This is a genomic window from Mesoterricola sediminis, assembly GCF_030295425.1.
Lineage (GTDB): Bacteria > Acidobacteriota > Holophagae > Holophagales > Holophagaceae > Mesoterricola > Mesoterricola sediminis.
Genome location: NZ_AP027081.1, coordinates 2,336,190 through 2,356,907, shown reverse-complemented (window position 1 = coordinate 2,356,907; position 20,718 = coordinate 2,336,190). Strand labels below are relative to the sequence as shown.

20 protein-coding genes are annotated in these 20,718 nt (G+C 70.6%); 12 read left to right on the top strand and 8 right to left on the bottom strand.

Features of this window, described 5'->3' with window-relative positions; genetic code table 11:
• Positions 1–78 precede the first annotated feature (78 nt).
• Both rpe and R2J75_RS10420 read right to left on the bottom strand, forming a co-directional pair.
• Entirely contained in the window at positions 79–747 is a 669-nt protein-coding gene (gene rpe, locus R2J75_RS10425) for a ribulose-phosphate 3-epimerase (RefSeq protein WP_243330423.1), read from the bottom strand.
• A complete protein-coding gene (locus R2J75_RS10420) occupies positions 744–2,342 on the bottom strand; it encodes an amidohydrolase (protein ID WP_243330422.1) in 1,599 nt (532 codons plus the stop codon). The genes rpe and R2J75_RS10420 overlap by 4 nt, the downstream gene beginning before the upstream one ends.
• Positions 2,343–2,433: 91 nt before the next feature.
• On the opposite strand from R2J75_RS10420, the gene R2J75_RS10415 reads away from it, so the two are divergent.
• The 4 genes from R2J75_RS10415 to R2J75_RS10400 all read left to right on the top strand — a co-directional run bounded on the left by R2J75_RS10415 (position 2,434) and on the right by R2J75_RS10400 (position 6,789).
• Entirely contained in the window at positions 2,434–4,089 is a 1,656-nt protein-coding gene (locus R2J75_RS10415) for an acyl-CoA mutase large subunit family protein (RefSeq protein ID WP_243330420.1), read from the top strand.
• Positions 4,090–4,353: 264 nt separating this feature from the next.
• On the top strand, positions 4,354–5,457 hold the full coding sequence (ftsW, locus tag R2J75_RS10410; protein WP_243330418.1) for a putative lipid II flippase FtsW: 1,104 nt from the start codon (positions 4,354–4,356) through the stop codon (positions 5,455–5,457).
• Positions 5,454–6,170 carry an NAD(P)H-binding protein gene (locus R2J75_RS10405; protein WP_243330416.1) on the top strand — a complete coding sequence of 239 codons (717 nt, stop codon included), beginning with the start codon at positions 5,454–5,456 and terminating at the stop codon, positions 6,168–6,170. The genes ftsW and R2J75_RS10405 overlap by 4 nt, the downstream gene beginning before the upstream one ends.
• Before the next feature lie 124 nt (positions 6,171–6,294).
• The gene (locus R2J75_RS10400) at positions 6,295–6,789 is read left to right on the top strand and encodes a hypothetical protein (RefSeq protein WP_316410085.1); all 495 of its coding nucleotides are present in this window, start codon (positions 6,295–6,297) and stop codon (positions 6,787–6,789) included.
• A gap of 72 nt (positions 6,790–6,861) precedes the next feature.
• Here the strand turns inward: R2J75_RS10400 and R2J75_RS10395 are convergent, their stop codons facing one another.
• From R2J75_RS10395 to R2J75_RS10385, 3 genes are all read right to left on the bottom strand, one after another.
• Positions 6,862–8,409, bottom strand: a complete 1,548-nt coding sequence (locus tag R2J75_RS10395; protein ID WP_243330411.1) for a methyl-accepting chemotaxis protein — start codon at positions 8,407–8,409, stop codon at positions 6,862–6,864.
• Positions 8,410–8,504: 95 nt separating this feature from the next.
• A complete protein-coding gene (locus R2J75_RS10390; RefSeq protein ID WP_316410084.1) occupies positions 8,505–9,188 on the bottom strand; it encodes a YggS family pyridoxal phosphate-dependent enzyme in 684 nt (227 codons plus the stop codon).
• Positions 9,185–9,889 carry a zinc ribbon domain-containing protein gene (locus tag R2J75_RS10385; RefSeq protein WP_243330407.1) on the bottom strand — a complete coding sequence of 235 codons (705 nt, stop codon included), beginning with the start codon at positions 9,887–9,889 and terminating at the stop codon, positions 9,185–9,187. The genes R2J75_RS10390 and R2J75_RS10385 overlap by 4 nt, the downstream gene beginning before the upstream one ends.
• A gap of 210 nt (positions 9,890–10,099) precedes the next feature.
• Between R2J75_RS10385 and R2J75_RS10380 the strand changes: the two genes are divergently transcribed.
• From R2J75_RS10380 to R2J75_RS10350, 7 genes are all read left to right on the top strand, one after another.
• A complete protein-coding gene (locus R2J75_RS10380) occupies positions 10,100–10,387 on the top strand; it encodes a co-chaperone GroES (protein ID WP_243330404.1) in 288 nt (95 codons plus the stop codon).
• 31 nt (positions 10,388–10,418) lie between these two features.
• On the top strand, positions 10,419–12,053 hold the full coding sequence (gene groL / locus R2J75_RS10375; RefSeq protein WP_243330403.1) for a chaperonin GroEL: 1,635 nt from the start codon (positions 10,419–10,421) through the stop codon (positions 12,051–12,053).
• Between the two features lie 129 nt (positions 12,054–12,182).
• Entirely contained in the window at positions 12,183–12,581 is a 399-nt protein-coding gene (locus tag R2J75_RS10370) for a GntR family transcriptional regulator (protein WP_243330401.1), read from the top strand.
• Positions 12,578–13,450, top strand: a complete 873-nt coding sequence (locus R2J75_RS10365; protein WP_243330398.1) for an ABC transporter ATP-binding protein — start codon at positions 12,578–12,580, stop codon at positions 13,448–13,450. Before R2J75_RS10370 ends, R2J75_RS10365 begins: the two co-directional genes overlap by 4 nt.
• Positions 13,447–14,193, top strand: coding sequence for a hypothetical protein (locus R2J75_RS10360; protein WP_243330396.1), 747 nt, complete (start codon positions 13,447–13,449; stop codon positions 14,191–14,193). The genes R2J75_RS10365 and R2J75_RS10360 overlap by 4 nt, the downstream gene beginning before the upstream one ends.
• 118 nt (positions 14,194–14,311) lie before the next feature.
• A complete protein-coding gene (gene miaB, locus R2J75_RS10355) occupies positions 14,312–15,616 on the top strand; it encodes a tRNA (N6-isopentenyl adenosine(37)-C2)-methylthiotransferase MiaB (RefSeq protein ID WP_316410083.1) in 1,305 nt (434 codons plus the stop codon).
• A gap of 34 nt (positions 15,617–15,650) precedes the next feature.
• Complete coding sequence (locus tag R2J75_RS10350; protein WP_243330392.1) at positions 15,651–16,292, top strand: redox-sensing transcriptional repressor Rex; 642 nt, start codon at positions 15,651–15,653, stop codon at positions 16,290–16,292.
• Here R2J75_RS10350 and R2J75_RS10345 read toward each other — a convergent pair whose 3' ends face one another.
• The 3 genes from R2J75_RS10345 to R2J75_RS10335 all read right to left on the bottom strand — a co-directional run bounded on the left by R2J75_RS10345 (position 16,293) and on the right by R2J75_RS10335 (position 19,420).
• On the bottom strand, positions 16,293–17,189 hold the full coding sequence (locus R2J75_RS10345) for a TIGR01777 family oxidoreductase (protein ID WP_243330387.1): 897 nt from the start codon (positions 17,187–17,189) through the stop codon (positions 16,293–16,295).
• A gap of 83 nt (positions 17,190–17,272) precedes the next feature.
• A complete protein-coding gene (gene guaA / locus R2J75_RS10340; RefSeq protein ID WP_243330383.1) occupies positions 17,273–18,802 on the bottom strand; it encodes a glutamine-hydrolyzing GMP synthase in 1,530 nt (509 codons plus the stop codon).
• 57 nt (positions 18,803–18,859) lie between these two features.
• Positions 18,860–19,420: a hypothetical protein gene (locus R2J75_RS10335; protein WP_316410082.1), complete on the bottom strand. Its 561-nt coding sequence runs from the start codon at positions 19,418–19,420 to the stop codon at positions 18,860–18,862.
• A gap of 90 nt (positions 19,421–19,510) precedes the next feature.
• Between R2J75_RS10335 and R2J75_RS10330 the strand changes: the two genes are divergently transcribed.
• Positions 19,511–20,698: a glycine C-acetyltransferase gene (locus R2J75_RS10330; protein WP_316410081.1), complete on the top strand. Its 1,188-nt coding sequence runs from the start codon at positions 19,511–19,513 to the stop codon at positions 20,696–20,698.
• Positions 20,699–20,718: the final 20 nt, after the last annotated feature.

Below are 20,718 nucleotides of genomic sequence, written 5' to 3'. Positions count from 1 at the left end.
GGGCTCCTGGACCTCGGCGATGGGCCCCCCCGCGGCTCGACAGGGGTGCGGATCCGTCCTGGCTTCCCGGGGGGGCTGCTACCGGCCGGCGTCCATCTCGGCGAGGAGGGCGCGCACGGCGGCCCGGGGGTCGGGGGCCTTGAAGACGGCGTTCCCGGCGACGAGGACATCGGCGCCGGCGGCGATCAGGCTCCGGGCGTTGGACGGGCCCACGCCGCCGTCCACCTCGATGAGGAAGTCGGCCCCGGAGGCGGTCCGCATGGCGTCCAGGCGCCGGATCTTGTCCAGGGTGCGCGGGATGAAGCTCTGGCCGCCGAAGCCGGGGTTCACGCTCATCAGGAGGGCGAAGTCGAAGGCGCCCATGAGGTCGGTGAGGGTCTCCACGGGGGTGGCGGGGTTGAGGACGACGCCGGCCTTGGCCCCGGCGTCCCGGATGGCGGCGAGGGTGCGGTGCAGGTGGGGGTCCGCCTCCTGGTGCACGGAGACCCAGTCGGCGCCGGCCTCCACGAAGGCGGTGGCGTAGCGGGACGGTTCCACGATCATCAGGTGGCAGTCCAGCACGCGCTGGGTCTCCTTGCGGAGGGCGGCCACCACGGGCATGCCGAGGGTGATGTTGGGGACGAAACGGCCGTCCATGACGTCCACGTGGACGACGCAGCGGTCGTCCAGCACGGGCAGCGCCTCGGCGAGGCGCGCGAAGTCCGCGGAAAGGATGGAGGGGGCCAACAGAGGGGCGGGACGGGTCATGGGTGCTCCAGCTTGACTTCGATGCCATTCACCCAGAGGCGGCCGGGCCGGACCTGGGCCAGGTCGGCGGGGGCGAGGGTGGCGAGGGGGGCCTGGACCCACAGGAGGTCGGCGACGGCGCCGGGCTTGAGGACGCCCAGGTCCGTCCGGCCCAGGGCCCGGGCGTTGCCGCGGGTGTAGGCCTCCACGGCCTCGGCGCGGGTGAGGCGCTGGGCGGGGAGCCAGCCTCCCGGCGGATCGCCGGCGGCGTCCTGGCGGGTTTCGGCCGCGCGGATGGCCTTGAAGGGGTTGGCGTCGGCGATGGGGGCGTCGCTGCCGAAGGCCAGGAGGGCGCCGCCCTGGAGGAAGCTCCGCCAGGGGTAGGCCTCGGCCTCCCGCTCCGGCCCGAGCCGGGCCGGGGTCCAGGCGTGGTCGTCGGTGCAGTGCATGGGCTGGACGCTGGCGACCACGCCCAGGGCCCCGAAGCGCGCCGTGTCGGCGGGGGCCACGATCTGGGCGTGCTCCACCCGGGGCGGCAGGCCCTTGGGGCGGGGCAGGGCGGCCAGGATGTCCAGGATCTCCCGGTTGGCGGCGTCGCCGATGGCGTGGATGGCGGGCTGATAGCCGGCCCGGATCGTGGCCTTGGCGTCGACGGACACCCGCTTGGGATCGGTGACCCAGAGGCCCTGGCCGGGCGCGTCCGCGTAGGGGGCCAGGAGGCGCGCGCCGCGGCTGCCGAGGGCGCCGTCCATGTAGAACTTCACGCCCTGCACCTGGAAGGAGGCGAGCTTGACGGCCCGGGGGTGGCGCAGCTCCTGGACCATGAGCCGGGCGTCGTGGTTCAGGTAGGCGAAGACCCGGATGGGGAGCTTGCCGGCCTTGGCCAGGCGCCGGTAAGCCTCGAGCTCCGGCCGGTTGACGCCCATGTCCGCCACGGCGGTGAACCCCAGGTCCCGCAGGCGGGCCAGTCCGTCCTTGAGGGCGGCCTCCAGCTCGGCGGCGGTGGGGGGCGGGATGACCTGCTCCACCAGGTCCATGGCGCCGTCCAGGAGGATGCCCGTGGGCTCGCCGCGCCCGTCCCGGAGGATGGCGCCGCCGCGGGGGTCCGGCGTGGCGCGGGTGATGCCCGCGGCCCGGAGGGCGGCGGTGTTGGCCCAGAGGGCGTGGCCGTCCACCCGGCGCAGCGCGGCGGGGCGGTCCCCGGTGCGGGCGTCCAGGTCGGCTGCGGTGGGGAAGGTCTTGGACGGCCAGAGGTTCTGGTCCCAGCCCCGGCCCTGGATCCAGCCGTGGCCCTCGCCGGCCCAGCGCGCCACCCGCGCCAGGGCCTCGTCCAGGGAGGGGGCGCCGGTGAGGTCGGCCTCCCGGGCCAGGCGGCCCAGGCCGAGCACGTGGGCGTGGCCCTCGATGAAGCCGGGCAGGAGGGTGCCGCCGGGGAGTTCCACCCGGGCGGCGCGGGGGTAGGCGCGGAGCAGGTCCGCCGCGGGCCCGGTCCCGACGATCCGGCCGCCCTTGACGGCCAGGGCCTGGCCGGCCACGGGCGGGGCTCCGGCCTGCCAGAGATCGGCGCCCAGGAGGATCTGGACGGCGGGGGGCGGGGGCGGGGCGGCGTGGGGCATGCCCCATTCTACGCTGGAGCCGCGCGGGGCCGGCAGGTGTGACCTTTTCCCGGTCGACCCCTGGTACCCTGGGTTGAAAATGGGAGGCCCCATGTACACGCCCGAATACCTCCAGAAGGTCCAGGAGAGCCTGTCCGTGAAGGAGGACCCGGCCAAGCTGCGCGAGAAGCGCTTCGAGACGTCCTCGGGCATTCCCCTCAAGAACAGCTACACCCCCGCCGACCTTCCGGCCTTCGACCCCATCGGGGACCTGGGCCGCCCCGGCCAGTACCCCTTCACCCGCCACGTCCAGCCCACCGGCTACCGCGGCCGGCTGTGGACCATGCGCCAGTACGCGGGCTTCGGCACGGCGGAGGAGTCCAACGCGCGGTACCGCTACCTGCTGGAGCAGGGCCAGACCGGCCTCTCCGTGGCCTTCGACCTGCCCACCCAGATCGGCATGGATCCCGATCACGAGATGGCCATGGGCGAGGTGGGCAAGGTCGGCGTCTCGGTCTGCTCCATCCGCGACATGCGGGTGCTCTTCCAGAGCATCCCGCTGGACAAGGTCTCCACCAGCATGACGATCAACGGCCCCGCCTCCGTGCTGCTGGCCCTCTACCTCGCGGTCGCCGAGGAGCAGGGCGTGGCGTGGAACCAGGTGTCGGGCACGATCCAGAACGACATCCTCAAGGAGTACATGGCGCGCGGCACCTACATCTACCCGCCCCGCCCCAGCATCCGCCTGATCACCGACATCTTCGGGTTCTGCGCGGAGAACGTGCCCAACTGGAACACCATCTCCATCTCCGGCTACCACATCCGCGAGGCCGGCTGCACCGCGGCCCAGGAGATCGCCTTCACCCTCGCCGACGGCATCGCCTACGTGGAGGCCGCCCTCAAGGCCGGCCTCAAGCTGGAGGCCTTCGCGCCGCGGCTCAGCTTCTTCTTCAACGCCCACAACCAGTTCCTGGAGGAGATCGCCAAGTTCCGCGCGGCGCGCCGCCTCTGGGCCCGGATCATCAAGGAGCGCTTCGGCTCCAATGATCCCAAGAGCCAGATGCTCCGCTTCCACACCCAGACCGCCGGCAGCACCCTCACCGCCCAGCAGCCCGACAACAACATCGTGCGCACCACGGTCCAGGCCATGGCGGCCGTCCTCGGCGGGACCCAGAGCCTGCACACCAACAGCCGCGACGAGGCCCTGGCCCTGCCGACCGAGGCCAGCGCCCGCATCGCGCTGCGCACCCAGCAGATCCTGGCCTTCGAGAACCGGATCGCCGACGTGGTGGACCCCTTCGCGGGCAGCTACCTCATCGAGAGCCTCACCGACGAGCTGGAGCGCATGGCCGAGGCCCTCATCGCCAAGGTGGACGAGGCCGGCGGCATGGTCACCGCCATCGAGAAGGGCATTCCCCAGCGCGAGATCCAGAACGCCGCCTACGCCTACCAGAAGGCGGTGGAGAAGGGCGAGCAGGTGGTGGTGGGCGTCAACAAGTTCGCCATCCAGAACGAGGAGAAGCCCGAGCTGCTCCGCGTGGACGAGGCCCTCGGCGCCCGCCGCCGGGAGCAGGTGGCCCGCTACCGCGCCGAGCGCGACAACGGCGCCGTCAAGGCCCGCCTGGAAGCCCTGGCCGCGGCCGCGAAGGGCACCGACAACCTGATGCCCCTCATCCTCGCCGCCGTGAAGGCCGAGGCCACGGTGGGCGAGGTCTGCGACGCCATGCGCGGGGTCTTCGGGGAGTACCAGGAGCGCCTGGTCCTGTAGCCTCCGGACCAGGGGAAGGATCCGGGCCGATGCATGCCGCCGCATGCGTCGGCCCGTCCCTTGGGGAGGCGGGGCCTTGCCCGCTCCGGGTGAGGAACCCGGGCCTGCCGGCGCGCCAGGGGGCGACACTCGGGAAGGCACGGCCTTCCCGACGCCCTGGGGGGCGATGCCCCCGATGGACGTGCAGCGGCCGCTCCCCTCGGATTATTCAGGCGACCTGGGGGAAGCTGCACTAGAATGGGGGTTTCGTCCCCCTGGAGCGCCGTGAGTCCAGACGTCCGCAGACCCATCGACCGCCTTCTGCTCTTCTTCGCGCTGGCCCTTATGGCCGTCGGCATGGTCTGGGTGTTCTCCGCCTCGGCCTTCAAGAACCACAGCGCCGCGGCCACCTTCCTCGTGAACCAGCTGGTGGGGGGCTTCGTGGGCGTGGCCATCATGCTGGCCCTCTCCCAGACCGACCTCCTCGTCATCAAGGAGAACCCCCGCGCCCTCCAGGTGCTCTACGTGCTCATCCTGCTGCTCCTGGTGGCCGTCTTCTTCTTCCCGGCCAAGAACCACGCCCACCGGTGGATGCGCTACGGCCGGGCCTCCCTGCAGCCCTCGGAGCTCTTCAAGCCCCTGGCCGTGCTCATCACCGCGTGGTGGATGGTGCGCCACCGGGACGTGTGGAACAAGGGCCGGGAGTCCGTGCCCAAGCTCGTCACCCTCTTCGCCATCATGGTGGTCCCCCTGGCCCTGATCCTGCGGGAGCCCGACTTCGGGACCACGTTCCTCATCCTGTCCGTGGTGCTCCTCGTCACCTTCCTGGGCGGCGCCGCCAGCTGGATCTTCGCCGTGGCCGCCCCGGCCCTGGGGGCGGTGGGCTTCGCCTTCGTGTGGTTCGAGCCCTACCGGCGGGCCCGCGTCCTCAGCTTCCTCAACCCCGAGGCCGATCCCCTGGGCAAGGGTCACCAGGCCCTCCAGAGCCTCATCGCCGTGGGCAACGGGGGCATCACCGGCGTGGGTCTGGGCGCGAGCATGCAGAAGCTCAACTACCTGCCCGAGGCCCACACCGACTTCATCTACGCGGTGATCTCCGAGGAGGCGGGCCTCATCGGCAGCGTCCTCGTCCTGGCCCTGTTCGTCGGGATCCTGTGGCGGGGCTACCGGGTGGCGCGCCGGGTGCGGGACAGCTTCCTGAAGCTCTGCGCGATGGGGTTCACGCTCCTCCTGGTCCTCCAGGCGCTCATGAACCTGAGCGTGGTGCTGAGCCTCGCCCCCAACAAGGGCATTCCGCTCCCCTTCATCAGCTACGGGACCTCCAGCCTGGTCGCGAGCCTGGCCAGCCTGGGGCTGCTCCTCGCCATTTCCAAGGAGGCAAGTGAATGAAGCAGGTGGTCGTCGCCGGGTCCACGGGCCTGGTCGGACGGGAAATCCTGAAGCAACTGGACGGGCGTGAGGATGTGGAGGTCACGGCCCTCGTGCGCCGCCCCGGCGCCCTGGGGGGCCTGTCCGGGCGGATCCGGGAAGCGGCCTTCGATTTCCGCTCGCCGGCGGACCTGGCCCGGCTGGGCGCGGACATCCCCTGCGATCTCCTCGTGTGCGCCATCGGCACCACCCTGCGCAAGGCCGGTTCCCCCGAAGCCTTCCGGGAGGTGGACCTGGCCATCCCCCAGGCCCTCGTGCAGCGCCTGGCCGAGCTGGAGCACCGGCCCACCTTCGCCCTGGTGTCCAGCGCGGGGGCCAACCGGCCCCGGGGCCTCTACCTGCAGACCAAGGCCGAGGCCGAGCGGGCGCTGGTGGACAGCGGGCTGCCCTACCTGATCGTGCGGCCCTCCCTCCTGCTGGGGAAGCGGGAGGAATTCCGCCTGGGCGAGCGCCTCGCCGCCCTTTTCCTGGCCCGGCCCTACCTCTTCGCCGCCAAGCTCCTGGCGCCCCAGAGCCGCACCCTCTGGCGCTACGCCCCCATCCAGGCCAGCCAGGTGGCCAAGGCCATCCTGTGGACCTGCCTGGAGAGCCCCCAGGGGCCCGGGGGCAAGGTCCTCAGCGGCCTGTCCCTGCACCACCCGATCATGGCGGGCTTCACCTCCCACGCCCGCTGAGCCCGGGTCGCGGGTTGACAGGCGTAATAATTAATTAATACTTGGGGCACCCATCCCCCCGTTCCGGGGAGTGCGCCACCCCAGGTCCCGGGTCCGCCGGCGGCCTGCCTTCTTCGAGGTTCCCATGCGCCGCCTCCTGCCGGGCCTTCGGCCCGCCTTCGCCTTGCTCGCCGGTTCCGCGGCCCTGATGGCCGGAACCCATGTGGTGAGGTTCGAGGCCCCCCAGAACAAGACGTTCGGGGCCAGCTTCTACCAGTGCAAGGACGGTTCCACCGTCAGCTTCTACGACGCCTATACCTGGTCCGCCCGCAAGAACCCCGCGAGCGCGCCCAAGGCCCGGCTCAACCCGACCTGGCGGGTCGACGCCACCGGCGCCCACGACACCTACTCCACGAAATCCACGGCCTCGCTCAAGAATCAGGATGTCTGGTACGGGGAGATCACGGGCTTCGTCGTGTCCTACAAGGTCCAGCTCCAGCTCCGGGGCGGGTCCGGGACGGCGGTGGTCGAGATCAGCGGCTCCCGCTCCTCCGACTACCCCAGCGTCAAGCTGGTCTCGGGCACGGGCGTGAAGGTGATCTCGGACGGGAAGGCCATGCCCCTCATCAAGCTGCTCTGAGGCGGGCCGGGCCCCCCGTACGCGGTAAGGCCGGCGGGACGCCGGCCTTACCGCGTACGGGGTGGACCGCGCTCAGACCTTGAAGCGGCTCACCAGGTTGTTGAGGGTCTCGGCCAGGTGGCTGAGCTCGTTGACCGTGCGCGTGGTCTCGCGGATGGTGGCGGCCATCTCCTCGGTGGCGGCGGCGTTGCCCTCGGCGATGCTGGACAGGCTGCCCATGGCCGACACGACCGTGGTGCTGTCCTGGCTCTGGGTCTGGCTCTGGCTGCCGATGGTCTTCATGCGCTCGGCGCTGGCCCGGATGGCCTCCTCGATGCTCTTCAGGGCGGCGCCCGCGGTGTTCACCATGGAGGTGCCGTCGTCGATGCTCTTGCTGGAGGTGAGGATCAGGGCCGTGATCTCCTTGGCGGCCTGGGCGGAGCGCTCGGCCAGCTTGCGGACCTCCTCGGCGACCACCGCGAAGCCCTTGCCGTGCTCGCCGGCCTTGGCGGCCTCGATGGCGGCGTTGAGGGAGAGGAGGTTGGTCTGGTTGGCGATCTCGGTGATGACGTTGAGGATGTTGCCGATCTGCTTGGAGTTCTGGTTGATGACCTGCATGCCGCTGACGGCGGCGCCCACGGCCGTGCCGCCCTTGCCGGCGGCCTCCTGGGCCTGGTCGAAGACGCTGAGGGCGTCGCTGACCGTGGCGTAGATCACCTTGGAGGAGTTGGCGATGGTGCCGACGCTGTCGTTGGCCTGGCGGACGCTGGACTTCTGGTTCTCGGCGGTGTGGGCGATGGCGTCGGCGGTGGAGGCCATCTCGGTCATGCCCGCGGTCATCTGCAGGGACCCGCTTGCGATGTTGGTGCTGATGGCGATCACCTGCTGGACGATGCCCTGGATGTTCTCCACGAACCGGTTGAAGTTCACGGAGAGCTGGGCGATCTCGTCGGTGCCGTCGACGTCGAGGCGGGCCGTGAGGTCCCCCTCGCCCTCGGAGATGTCGCGCATGCGGTGCTGGATCGTCTCCAGGGGGCTGACGATGGCGTTGCCGAGGAACTGGCTGGCCACGAAGCCGAGGCCCACCATCACGGCGAGCAGGACCAGGGCGACGAGGGTGCTCTTGGTGTTCTCCTTGGAGATGCCCTCGGTGTTGAGGACGAGGAGCTGGTAGACCTTCCGGGTCGCGTCCTGGGCCTCGTTGCCCAGGGGCGAGGCGACGATCATGAAGCCGTTCTTCTCGTACTTGTCGGAGCCCTTGCCCAGGGGTTCGGCCAGGGCCGCGGTGTCGACCTTGGCGTCGGCCCGGAAGCGCTTCTGGTACTTCACCGTGGCGGCCTTGGTGGCCTGGTCCACGGAGACGATGGCGGCGATGCTGACGTCCTTGTCCTCCTTGACGAACTCCAGGGCGCGCTCCGAGGCGCCCGTGGTGGTGCCCAGGTCGTCGGAGAGGTAGGAGGACGTGGCCGCCTCGGCGAGGACCGCCGACAGGCTGTGGCCCTTGGTCCACATGGCGTCGCTCTGGGTGGCGTGCATCATCCAGCCGGAGATGGCGCTGCTGGCCAGGGCCAGGAGCGCCGTGAGGGCGATGATGGAGTAGATCAGCTTCTTCCTGATGCTCAGCGTTTTCCAGAAATCCATCGGGGGCTCCTGCCTGGCTGGATGATATGGCCCAAGGCTATACCGGAAGGATAGGACAAGGACTGTGAATTTTTGACAAAAAAAACGGTCAGGGCCTATTCGGAAACGAGGGGGGCCTGGCGGGTGCCGAAGAAGGCCGTCCCGATGCGGACCTGGTCGGTGCCGGCGCGGATCGCCTCCTCCAGGTCCCCCGACATGCCCATGGACAGGCGGAGGGCGAGCCCCGTGCGCTGGCGGAGCTCCTCCCGCAGGCGCGCCATGGCCCGGAAGGCCTCCGGATCCTCCGGGGGCGGGATGGCCATGAGTCCGCGGACCGGGAGCCGGGGATCGCCCTCGAGGGCGGCGAGGACGGCGTCCAGGGCCTCGCCCGCGGCGCCGCCGACCTTGGTGGCCTCGCCCCAGAGGTCCACCTGGAGCCACACGGGGCGGACCAGGTCGAGTTCGGCGGCCAGGTGGCGGAGGCGGAGGGCCAGCTCGGGGCGGTCCACCGTCATCAGTTCCTGGAAGGCCGCCAGGGCCGGCCTGGCCTTGTTCCGCTGCAGGGGCCCGATGAGCACCATGGCGGCCCCGGGCAGGTCCTGGGCCTTGAGGACGCCTTCCTGGACGTAGTTCTCACCGAAGCGCGAGAAACCCAGGTCCATGGCCTCCCGCACGAGGGACGCGGGCTGGCGCTTGGACACCGGCAGCAGCTCGACCTCCCCGGGGTCGCGGCCGCAGGCCTCGCAGGCCCGCTGGATACGGGCCCGAAGGCGGGCGACGCGGGCGGCGAGGGGGTTCACGGGCGCTGGGGATCGTGGATGATCCGCTGGCAGGATTCGCAGATGATGTGCTTCTCTTCGCGCAGCTGGGCGATGAGGGGGGTCCGGAGGCGGGTGTTGCAGCCGCCGCAGTTGCCCTTCTCGAGGGTGACCACGGCCCGGCCCTGGCGATGCTGGATGAGCCGGTCGAAGCGGGTCACCGTGGCGGCGGGGAGGGCCTGGCGGAGCTCCTCCTTGCGGGCGAGGAGACGGCGTTCCGCCTCCACCTGGTTCTCGTGCCCGGAGAGGAAGATGCGGTGGAGCTCGTCGAACTGGGCCTGGGCCTGGATCCGGCGGGCCTCCATCTCCTCGATGGCCTTTTCCAGGGTCCCGGCCCGGGTCTCGGCCTCCTTCAGCGGGCGAGCGACGGCCGCCTTCTGGCGCTGGCGCTCGTCCAGTTCCCGGATCGCGGCCGTGAACTGGACCTTGTGGCGGGTTTCCTTGAGGGCCGCCTTGCTCTGGTCCTCCAGTTTCTGGGCCGAGGCCAAGTTGGCCGTCAGGGTGGTCTGCTGCCCCTGGGCGGAGGCGAGGGCCTTGCCCGCCTCTTCCAGTTTCTTGGCCAGGGTCTTCAATTCCGTATCGAGCGCCGCCAGTTCCGGCGGAAAGTCCGAGAGGTCCCGGTGAATGACGCGCAATCCGTCGTGCACGCCCTGGAGTTCGATCAGGAGGGGGAGTTCGTTCATCCCTCCAGTCTAGCGCCATGGAAGGGGCCTGCGCCCGGTCTCGTTCCGGTCAAATGGTATGATCGATGCCTAATAAAACCTTAGTCCATGTTGCTCAGAAATGTCGAAAATCCCCTTGACACGGGAACGAGGGGTGCTAGATTAGCACTCGCTGATAGTAAGTGCTAACAGCCCCGGGGACCCCCGGGACCCTTCCATCGGAGGCCAATCATGGCAATCAAGCCCCTCTACGATCGCGTCCTGCTCAAGCGCTGCGAACCCGCCGAGACCGTCAAGGGCGGCATCATCATCCCCGACACCGCCAAGGAGAAGCCCATGGAGGCCGAGGTCGTCGCCGTCGGCGAGGGCAAGTTCGCCGAGGACGGCAAGCGCATGCCCATGAGCGTGAAGGTGGGCAACAAGGTCCTCATCGGCAAGTACACCGGCACCGAGGTGAAGATCGAGGGCGAGGACCACGTGATCGTGCGTGAGGACGAGATCCTCGCGATCGTCGGCTAACCATCGAACCCACCATCCAGGAGAAGACACAATGACCGCCAAGTCCATCATCTACGCCGAGGAAGCCCGTCAGGCCATTCTGCGCGGCGTCAACAAGCTCGCCGACGCCGTCCAGGTGACCCTCGGCCCCAAGGGCCGCAACGTCCTCATCGAGAAGAAGTTCGGCTCCCCGCTCATGACCAAGGACGGCGTCACCGTCGCCAAGGAGATCGAGCTCAAGGACAAGCACGAGAACATGGGCGCCTCCCTGGTGCGTGAGGTCGCCTCCAAGACCTCCGACATCGCCGGCGACGGCACCACCACCGCCACCGTGCTGGCCCGCGCCATCTACAAGGAAGGCATCAAGGCCGTCGTGAGCGGCGCCAACACCATGGAGATCAAGAAGGGCATCGACCTCGCCGTCGACACCGTCGTGGCCGCCATCGACGAGATCAAGAAGCCCGTCGAGGGCAACGCGATCGCCCAGGTCGGCTCCATCTCCGCCAACGGCGACGAGGAGATCGGCAAGATCATCGCCGAGGCCATGGCCAAGGTCGGCAAGGACGGCGTCATCACCGTCGAGGAGGCCAAGGGCCGCGACACCGAGCTGAACGTGGTCGAGGGCATGCAGTTCGACCGCGGCTACCTCAGCCCCTACTTCGTCACCAACCCCGACCAGATGAAGGTCGAGCTGGAGAGCCCCCTCGTCCTCATCTACGAGAAGAAGATCTCCAACATGCGCGACCTCCTGCCCCTCCTGGAGCAGGTCGTCAACAGCCGCCGCCCCCTGCTGATCATCGCCGAGGACGTCGACGGCGAGGCCCTGGCCACCCTCGTGGTCAACAAGATCCGCGGCACCCTGAACATCGCCGCCGTCAAGGCCCCCGGCTTCGGCGACCGCCGCAAGGCCATGCTCGAGGACATCGCCATCCTCACCGGCGGCAAGGCCATCACCGAGGACCTCGGCCTCAAGCTCGAGAACCTCCAGCTGGCCGACCTCGGCACCGCCAAGAAGATCGTCATCGACAAGGAGAACACCACGATCATCGAGGGCGCCGGCGCCACCGACGCCATCCAGGGCCGCGTGAAGCAGATCCGCGCCCAGATCGAGATCTCCACCAGCGACTACGACAAGGAGAAGCTGCAGGAGCGCCTGGCCAAGCTCGTGGGCGGCGTCGCCGTCATCAAGGTCGGCGCGGCCAGCGAGACCGAGATGAAGGAGAAGAAGGCCCGCGTCGAGGACGCCATGCACGCCACCAAGGCCGCCGTCGAGGACGGCATCGTGGCCGGCGGCGGCGTCGCGCTGCTCCGCGCCCTGCCCAAGCTGGCCGCCGTCAAGGCGATTGGCGACCAGGCCACGGGCGTCGCCATCGTCCAGAAGGCCCTGGAGGAGCCCCTCCGCCAGATCGCCAACAACGCCGGCGTGGAAGGCAGCGTCATCGTCAACCGCGTCAAGGAGGAGAAGGGCAACTTCGGCTTCAACGCCGCCACCGGCGAATTCGGCGACATGGTGGCCTTCGGCGTCATCGACCCCGCCAAGGTGACCAAGAGCGCCCTGCGCAACGCCTCGTCCGTGGCCGCCATGATGCTCACCACCGAAGCCATCGTGTGCGAGATCCCCGAAGAGAAGAAGGCCGCTCCCATGGGCGGCGCCCCCGGCATGGGCGGCATGGAGGACATGTACTGATCCCGACCGGGACGGTACGCCAGGAACGGGGCCCCGCGAGGGGCCCCGTTTTTTTTTGCGCCGGACGAGGGGGCTTGACAGGGGCCAGGGATGACTTAGTGTATTACTACACTGATACACGAGGTCATCATGCGAAGCGCATTGCAGGTGGATCCCGCGTCCGCGGTGCCCATCTGGAAGCAGATCGAGGCGGGCATGCGGCGCCTGGTGGCCGCGGGCGCCCTGGGGACGGGGGACCCGGTCCCCTCGGTGCGGGACCTGGCCCGGGACCTGGCCGTGAACCCGGCCACGGTGGCCAAGGCCTACCAGCACCTGGTGGAGGCCGGGCTCCTGGCCGTGCGGCGCGGGGAGGGCACCTTCGTCCAGGCGGACCCGGACGGCCGGCGCCGGGAACGGGGGGCGCTCCTGGAGGAGGGGGCGGCGGGCTTCGCGGCCCTGGGCCGCCACCTGGGCTTCGGCCTGGCCGAGGTCCAGGTGGCCCTGGCCGAGGCGTGGCAGCGATTGGACGGGAAGGGAGGCGAGGCATGAGCGCGATCACCTGCGAAGGCTTGACCCTGGGCTACGGCCGCCGCGTGGTGGTCCACGCGGCTTCCCTGGAGGTGCCCGCCGGGGGCTTCCTGGCCCTCCTGGGCCGGAACGGGGCGGGGAAGTCCACCCTGCTGCAGGGCCTCCTGGGCCTGCTGCCGGCGCGGGCCGGCGCGGTGCGCCTCCTGGGCCTGGATCCCGGGCGGGACCGGGTCGCGGCCCTGGCCCGGGTGGGCTTCGTCCCCGAGACCCCCGACGCGCCCCCGGGCCTGTCCCTGCGCGAGCTCTCGACCTTCTGCGGCCGGCTCCGGCCCGCCTGGAATGGCGCCGGGGTCCTGGCCCGGCTGGAGCGCATGGCCATCGACCCGGCGCGGCCCTTCGGGGACCTGTCCCGGGGGCAGCGGGCCCAGGGCGCCCTGGCCCTGGCCCTGGGCGGCGATCCCGCCGTCCTGGTGCTGGACGATCCCACCCAGGGGCTGGATCCGGTCGCCCGGAAGGCCTTCTTCGGGGAGGTCCTGGGGGACCTCGCCGACCGGGGGACCACCGTGGTCATGGCGACCCATGACCTGCCGGGGGTGGAGGGGCTGGCGGACCGGATCGCCGTCCTGCAGGACGGGCGGGTCCAGGCCCAGGCGGCCCTGGAGGACCTGAAGGCCCGGTTCCGGCGCGTCCGGGGCCCGGCCGGCCTGGATCCCGCGCGCCTGGCTCCCTTCGGGGCCAGCCAGGTGGTCCGGGGACCGCTGGGCCTGGAGGCCACGGTGGCCGCCTTCGACGCCGGGGCCTGGGCCGCGGCCGGCCTCGACCCCGCCTGGGCCGGCGGGGCGGACCTGGAGACCCTGTTCCTGGCCCTCACGGCTGGAGGTGCGGCATGAAGACGCTGGCGTTCACGGGACGCGAACTGCGGGAGAACCGCCTGGTGTGGGCGGGGGCGGCCTTCACGGCCGCGATGGCCTGGGCCTGGCCCTGGCTGCGCCACCTGCGCGGCGGCGCGCCGGAGGGGACGGCCCTCGCGGCCGTCGTGGCGGCGCACCTGGGCTGCGTGTTCGCGGTGGCCGGGTTCCTGGCCTTCCGGGGCATCCCCGGCGACCTGGGCGACCGGCGCTTCAGCTTCGATCTGGCCCAGCCGGTGGGCCTCGGCGCCCTCGTCGCGGGGCGGCTCCTGGGCGCCTGGCTCCTCGCCATCGGCGGCGGCGCGGTGGTGCTCGCGCCGGCCCTCCTCGGGGGCAGCCTGCCCTGGGGCCACGGCCTGGGCCTCCTGGGCCTCTCCGGCGTCCTGGCCCTGCCGGTGCTGCTGGCGGGCCATCTGCTGGGGATCGCCTGGCGCTCCCGGAGCGCCTGGATCCTCGTGGACCTGGCCGCGGCGGCCCTCTTCCTGAGAAGCCAGGCGGCCCTCGCCCAGGGCCTCCTGCGGAAGGGGGGAGGCTGGCTGGACGGCTTCATGCTGGGTACCGGCCTCCTGCTGGTCCTCCTCCTCGCGCTCGCCGTGGGCCTGCCGCTGGCCCACGGGCGGACCGACCTGGCCCGGGTCCGCGCGCGCCAGAGCCTGGTGCTGGTCGCGGGGCTCGCCGTCATTACGGCCGCGGGCTGCCTCCTGGCCGTGTTCGCGCGGTCCTGAACGGGCGCCTTCGGGCACCGGCGGGGTCCTGCCGGCCGCGGGGAAGGCTGTTCCTGCGTATTCGGCCGGAGGGACGGGGCGGCTTGTTGATACACTGTCGCTTTGCGGTGAACGAAGCATGAAGTATCTGATCGAGACCTGGGGCTGCCAGATGAACGACCACGACAGCGAAAAGCTGGCGGGGCTCCTGGCCAAGGAAGGATTCGAAGCGGCCGCCGGCGTCGGCGACGCGGATGTTGTGATCCTCAATACGTGCTCCATCCGGGAGAAGGCCGTCAACAAGGTCTATTCCGAACTGGGCCGGCTCCGGGAGGAGAAGCTGCGCCGGCCCCTCCTGGTGGGCGTCACGGGCTGCCTGGCCCAGCAGGAGAAGGAGGGGCTCTTCCGGCGGGCCCCCCAGATCGACTTCGTGATGGGGACCATGGCCATCCAGCAGCTGCCGCGGCTGGTGGAGGAGGCCCGGGCCGGCCGGACCCGGGTCATCGACACGGGCGAATACCCCGACAACCACCTCTTCCCGCCGGAGACGGCCCTCCGGCACAGCACGGCCAAGGCCCTGGTCACCATCATCGAGGGCTGCAACCACGCCTGCACCTACTGCGTCGTGCCCACCACCCGCGGACCCGAGCGGCACCGCCCCTGGAAGGACGTGGTGGCCGAGGTCCGGGACCTGGTGGAGATGGGCTACCGGGAGGTGGAGCTCCTGGGCCAGAACGTGAACAGCTACATGGGCGGGTGCACCTTCGCCCAGCTCCTGGACCGGGTCGCCGAGGTGGACGGCCTGGAATGGATCCGCTTCACGACGAGCCACCCCATGAACTTCACCCGGGAACTGGCCCGCACGCTGGTGACGAACCCCAAGGTCGCGCCCTTCCTCCACCTCCCCGTCCAGAGCGGGAGCGACGCGGTGCTCCGGCGCATGCGCCGCGAATACACCATCGACCAGTACCTGGAGCGCCTGGGCTACCTGGAGGCGGGCCGGGACCGCCTCTGCCTCTCCACCGACTTCATCGTGGGCTTCCCCGGGGAGACCGAGGCGGATTTCGAGGCGACGATGGCCCTCCTGGAGCGGGTGCGCTACGACGCCTCCTTCAGCTTCATCTACTCCCCCCGCCCGGGGACGCCCGCCCTGCGCCTCCAGGACGATCTGCCGGCCCAGGAGAAGTCCGACCGGCTGGCCCGCCTCCAGGCGCGCCAGGTCGAGCTGACCCTGGCCAGCAACCGCCGGATGGTCGGGCGCACGGTCCCCGCCCGGGTGGAAAGCCGCGGCGCGGTGGAGGGCGGGCATTGGCTCGCCCGGACCGGCGAATGGAAGAACGTGCACCTGGCCGCCGGCGAGGGCCGGCGCCTTCCCTTTGGTGAATTGGTCAACGTGCGGATCACGGATGCGGGTCCTCATTTTCTGAAAGCTGAAATTGCCTAGTCATTGGAGGTATACTCCCTCCCGGAGAAAATCCATGCCAGCCTCTGCGGTTCCCACCCCAACCCTGCGTCGGTTGCCGAAGTACTATCACTACCTCCAGCGGATCCACATGGAGGGCCAGGAGATCGTCTCGGCCACCCAGATGGCCGAGGACCTGGGCATCCACCACACCCAGGTCCGCAAGGATCTCGCGGCCACGGGGAGCCAGGGCAAGCCCAAGGTGGGGCACCGGGTGGCGGACCTGCTGGCGTCCATCGAGACCTTCCTCAACTGGAACACGTCCTCGGACGCGTGCCTGGTCGGGGCCGGCAACCTGGGGTCCGCCCTCCTGGGCTACTCGGGTTTCGACCGGGCCGGCATCCGCATCACGGCCGCCTTCGACGCCCACCCCGCCAAGGTGGGGAAGAAGATCCACGGCGTGCCCGTCTTTCCCGTCGAGAAGCTGGACGAGGCCATCCGGCGGCTCCACATCACCATCGGCATCCTGACCATCCCCGCAGACCGCGCCCAGCACATCGCGGAGGTGATGGTGGGCGCGGGCATCCGGGCGATCTGGAACTTCGCGCCGATCACCCTGACGCTGCCCGAGGACATCATCGTCGAGAACGTGGAACTCTACGCCAGCCTGGCGATCTTCAGCCGGAAGCTGTCCGAGCGGGCCAAGCAGAAGGCCTGATCAGGTGAGCAGGCCCGGCAGGGCCGCGTCCACGTGGGGGTAGCGGAAGGTGAAGCCCAGGGCCTGGGCCCGGGCGGGGACCACGTGGACGCCGCCCAGGAGCATCTCGTCCGCCATCTCGCCCACCAGCAGCTTCACCGCCGCCCGGGTCAGGAAGGCCGGCACGGGGAGCACGGGGCGGTGGAGCGTGCGGGCCAGGGCGCGGGTGAAGGCCTCGTTGGAGAGGGGCGCGGGGGCCACGGCGTTCACGGCGCCGGCCCAGGCGGGATTCCGGGCCGCCTCCAGGACCATGGCCACCAGGTCGTCGATGTGGATCCAGCTGAGGCCCTGGCGGCCGTCGCCCAGCTTCGCGCCCTGGAAGAGCCGCACCGGCAGGGCCATCTTGGACAGGGCGCCCCCGTCCCGGGCGAGGACGACGCCGATGCGCAGCTTCACCACCCGCACCCCGGCGGGGGCGGTGTCGGCGGCGGCCTCCCAGGCGCGGCACACCTCGGCCAGGAAGCCGGTGCCCGAAGGGGCGGACTCGTCCACGGGCCGGTCGTCCCGGTTGCCGTAGAAGCCCGTGGCGCTGGCGTTCACCAGGACGGGGGGCGGGGCGGCGGCCTGGGCCAGGGCGGCGGTGATCCGCCGGGTGGAATCCACCCGGCTGTCGATGAGCGCCCGCTTGCGGTCGGGGGACCAGCGCTGGTCCGCGATGCCTTCGCCGGCCAGGTTGATGACGGCGTCCGCCCCCTCCAGCACGCCGGGCAGGGCGTCCCACCCGACGGCGCCCGGCGTCGCCGCCGGGTTCCGGGTCAGAAGGGTCACCCGCGTGCCGGCCGCCGCCAGGGCGGCGCGCAAATGGCGGCCCACCAGGCCGGTTCCCCCCGCCAGCACCACCTGCTTCAGTCCGTCCATGGCGTCCTCCCCAGCTATGGGATGCCATAGCCTGCCCGGACGTTCAGCCGCAGGCAAGGGATTCGGAGGCCGGAGGCCGCCTTCTATTCGTATTCGATGGTCGCCGGGGGCTTGCTGGTGATGTCGAAGACCACCCGGTTGATGCCCTTGACCTCGTTCACGATGCGCTGGGCCACCTTCTCCAGGAGCTCGTGGGGGAGCCGGGCCCAGTCGGCGGTCATGAAGTCCTCGCTGGTGACGGCCCGCAGGGCGCACATGTTCTCGTAGGTGCGCTCGTCCCCCATGATGCCGACCGTCTGGACGGGAAGGAGGACGGCGAAGCACTGGCTCGTCGTGCGGTACCAGCCGGCGGCCTTGAGCTCCTGGATGAAGATGGCGTCCGCCTCCTGGAGGATCTGCACGCGATCGGCGGTCACACAGCCGGGGATGCGCACCGCCAGGCCCGGGCCGGGGAAGGGGTGGCGCCAGACCATGTCCTCGGGCAGGCCCAGGGCCAGGCCGGTGCGGCGCACCTCGTCCTTGAAGAGTTCCCGCAGGGGCTCCACGAGCTTGAGCTTCATGACGTCCGGCAGGCCGCCCACGTTGTGGTGGGACTTCACGAGCACCGCCCCGCCCACGCCCGAACTCTCGATGACGTCGGGGTAGAGGGTGCCCTGGGCGAGGAAGTCGGCCTGGACCTGGGCGGCCTCCCGGTCGAAGACCTCGATGAAGGTGCGGCCGATGATCTTCCGCTTCTGCTCCGGATCGGAGACGCCCTCCAGGGCCGACAGGAAGTCCCGCCCGGCGTCCACCCACCGCACCTGCATGTCGAAGGGCGAGAAGGCCTCCTGCACCTGGGCCATCTCGTCCTTGCGCATGACGCCCGTGTCCACGAAGACGCAGGTGAGCTGGCGGCCGATGGCCTTGTGGAGGAGGAGGGCGGCCACGCTGGAGTCCACGCCCCCGGACAGGCCCAGGACCACCCGGCCCTTGCCCACCTGGCGGCGGATGTCCTTGACCTTCTCCTCGATGAAGTGCCCGGCGTTCCAGTCCAGCTTCATGCCGCACAGGTGCAGGAAGTTGAGGAGGATCCGGGACCCGTGGGCCGTGTGGGTGACCTCGGGGTGGAACTGGATGCACACGATGCGGCGGGCGCGGTCCTCCATGGCGGCGACGGGGACCCCCCGGGTGTGGGCGGTGACCCGGAAGCCCGCGGGGGCCTTCTCCACGTGGTCGCCGTGGCTCATCCACACCTGCTGCTCGGGATCCAGCCCGTCGAAGAGGAGGCTCTCGGGGTCCGTGAGCCGGATGAGGGCCTTGCCGTACTCCCGGCGGGCGGAGCGGTGGATGACGCCCCCCAGGTTCCGGGCCAGGAGCTGCTGCCCGTAGCAGATGCCCAGCACGGGCACCCCGAGGGCGAGGATGGCGGGGTCGATGTCCGGGGCGCCGGCCTCCATGACCGAGTTGGGCCCGCCGGAGAGGATGACGCCCTTGAGGTCGGGCCCGCCGATCTCCTCGGCGGTGGCGCCCGGGGCGTACACGAGGCCGAAGGCGCCCAGTTCCCGGAGGCGCCGGGTGATCAGGCGCGTGTACTGGGAGCCGAAGTCGAGGATGGCGACGCGTTCATGGTGCATGGGGGCTCCCGGGAAAAGACCTGTGTCCGTCCCTCCGAGGATAACCCAATCGGGCCCTCACTGCCCCTTGCGGAGGGTCTCGTCGGTGCCCTGGAGGATCCAGCTGCGGCCGTCCTTGCGGTACGCGGCGTGCCGTTCCTTGGTCTCGCCGGCCCGGACCCCGGGGTGGAGGACCTGGAAGAGCCCGAAGTGGCGGGTGGGCCGGACCAGGCGGATCTGGTAGGTGACCCGGGCCTCGCCGCCCCGGTACTCGATGCGGAGGGCGCGGTCGAAGTCGGCCTCGGCGGCGGGGAGCTCGAAGCCCTTGGGGCCGGTCCGGAGCTCCCTGGGGGCGGAGGGGCCGGGCTTGAAGGCGAACCGTTCCCGGTCCCCCTCGGGCGTGCGGGCCACGGTGAAGAGGCCGGGGCCGGCCACGGCCTCCTGGATCGCCACGAGCCTGGCGTGCTCGGGGGAGCCCTTGATGGCGGAGGCGGACTCGGGGACCGTGACCGTCACCTGGACGGGGTAGTCCTTCCGGATGTCGCTCTCGGCCTCCCGGCGGGACAGCCTCGCGGGCCCGCAGGCCAGGGCGAGGACAAGGGCGGGGACCAGGGCTGGAAGGGCGGCGGGGATGCGCATCGTCTCACCTTTTGAGGGCGATTATAACCCGGGTTCGTGACAAGGCTCACGAACCTCCGGGCCTATAATGGCCGGGAAAAGAGGTGACCCGTGAACAACGCGTTCAAGACCTTCCTCATCGAGGAGACCGCCAAGCTCAAGGAGCAGGGGCTCTACAAGACCGAGCGGATCATGACCTCCCCCCAGGGCGCCTGGGTCGAGGCCAACGGCAAGAAGGTGATCAACCTTTGCGCCAACAACTACCTGGGTCTGGCCAACCACCCCGAGCTGGTCAAGGCCGCGCAGGAGGCCCTCGGCCGCCGCGGCTTCGGGCTCTCGAGCGTCCGGTTCATCTGCGGCACCCAGGACATCCACAAGGAGCTGGAGGCCGCCATCAGCGACTTCCTCGGCATGGAGGACACCCAGCTCTACTCCAGCTGCTTCGACGCCAACGGCGGCGTCTTCGAGCCCCTCCTGGGCGAGGAGGACGCCATCATCTCCGACGCCCTCAACCACGCCTCCATCATCGACGGCGTCCGCCTCTGCAAGGCCCAGCGCTTCCGCTACGCCAACAGCGACATGGCCGACCTCGAGGCCCAGCTGAAGGCCGCCGCCCACTGCCGCTTCAAGCTCATCGTCACCGACGGCGTGTTCAGCATGGACGGCTACCTGGCCAACCTCCCCGCCATCTGCGACCTGGCCGAGAAGCACGGCGCCATGGTGATGGTGGACGACAGCCACGCGGTGGGCTTCGTCGGCGAGAAGGGCAGGGGCACCCACGAGCACCACGGCGTCATGGGCCGCGTCGACATCATCACCGGCACCCTGGGCAAGGCCCTGGGCGGCGCCTCGGGCGGCTACGTGTCCAGCTCCAGCGAGGTCATCGGCTGGCTGCGCCAGAAGAGCCGCCCCTACCTCTTCAGCAACACCCTGGCCCCCTCCATCACCGCCACCAGCCTCAAGGTCCTCGAGCTGCTCAAGGGCGGCGACGGCCTCCGGCGGCAGCTGAAGGAGAACGCCCTCCACTTCCGCACCGAGATGACGAAGCTGGGCTTCAAGCTCCTGCCCGGCGAGCACCCCATCATCCCCGTCATGTTCTACGATGCCCCGCTGGCCCAGCAGTTCGCGTCCAGGCTCCTGGACGAGGGCGTCTACGTCACCGGGTTCTTCTTCCCCGTCGTGCCCAAGGGCCAGGCCCGCATCCGCACCCAGATGTCCGCCGCCCACTCCCGCGCGGACCTGGACGTGGCCATCGCCGCCTTCGCCAAGGTCGGGCGCGAGCTCGGCGTCATCCAGTAGCCCCCCACAGGAGGAATAGC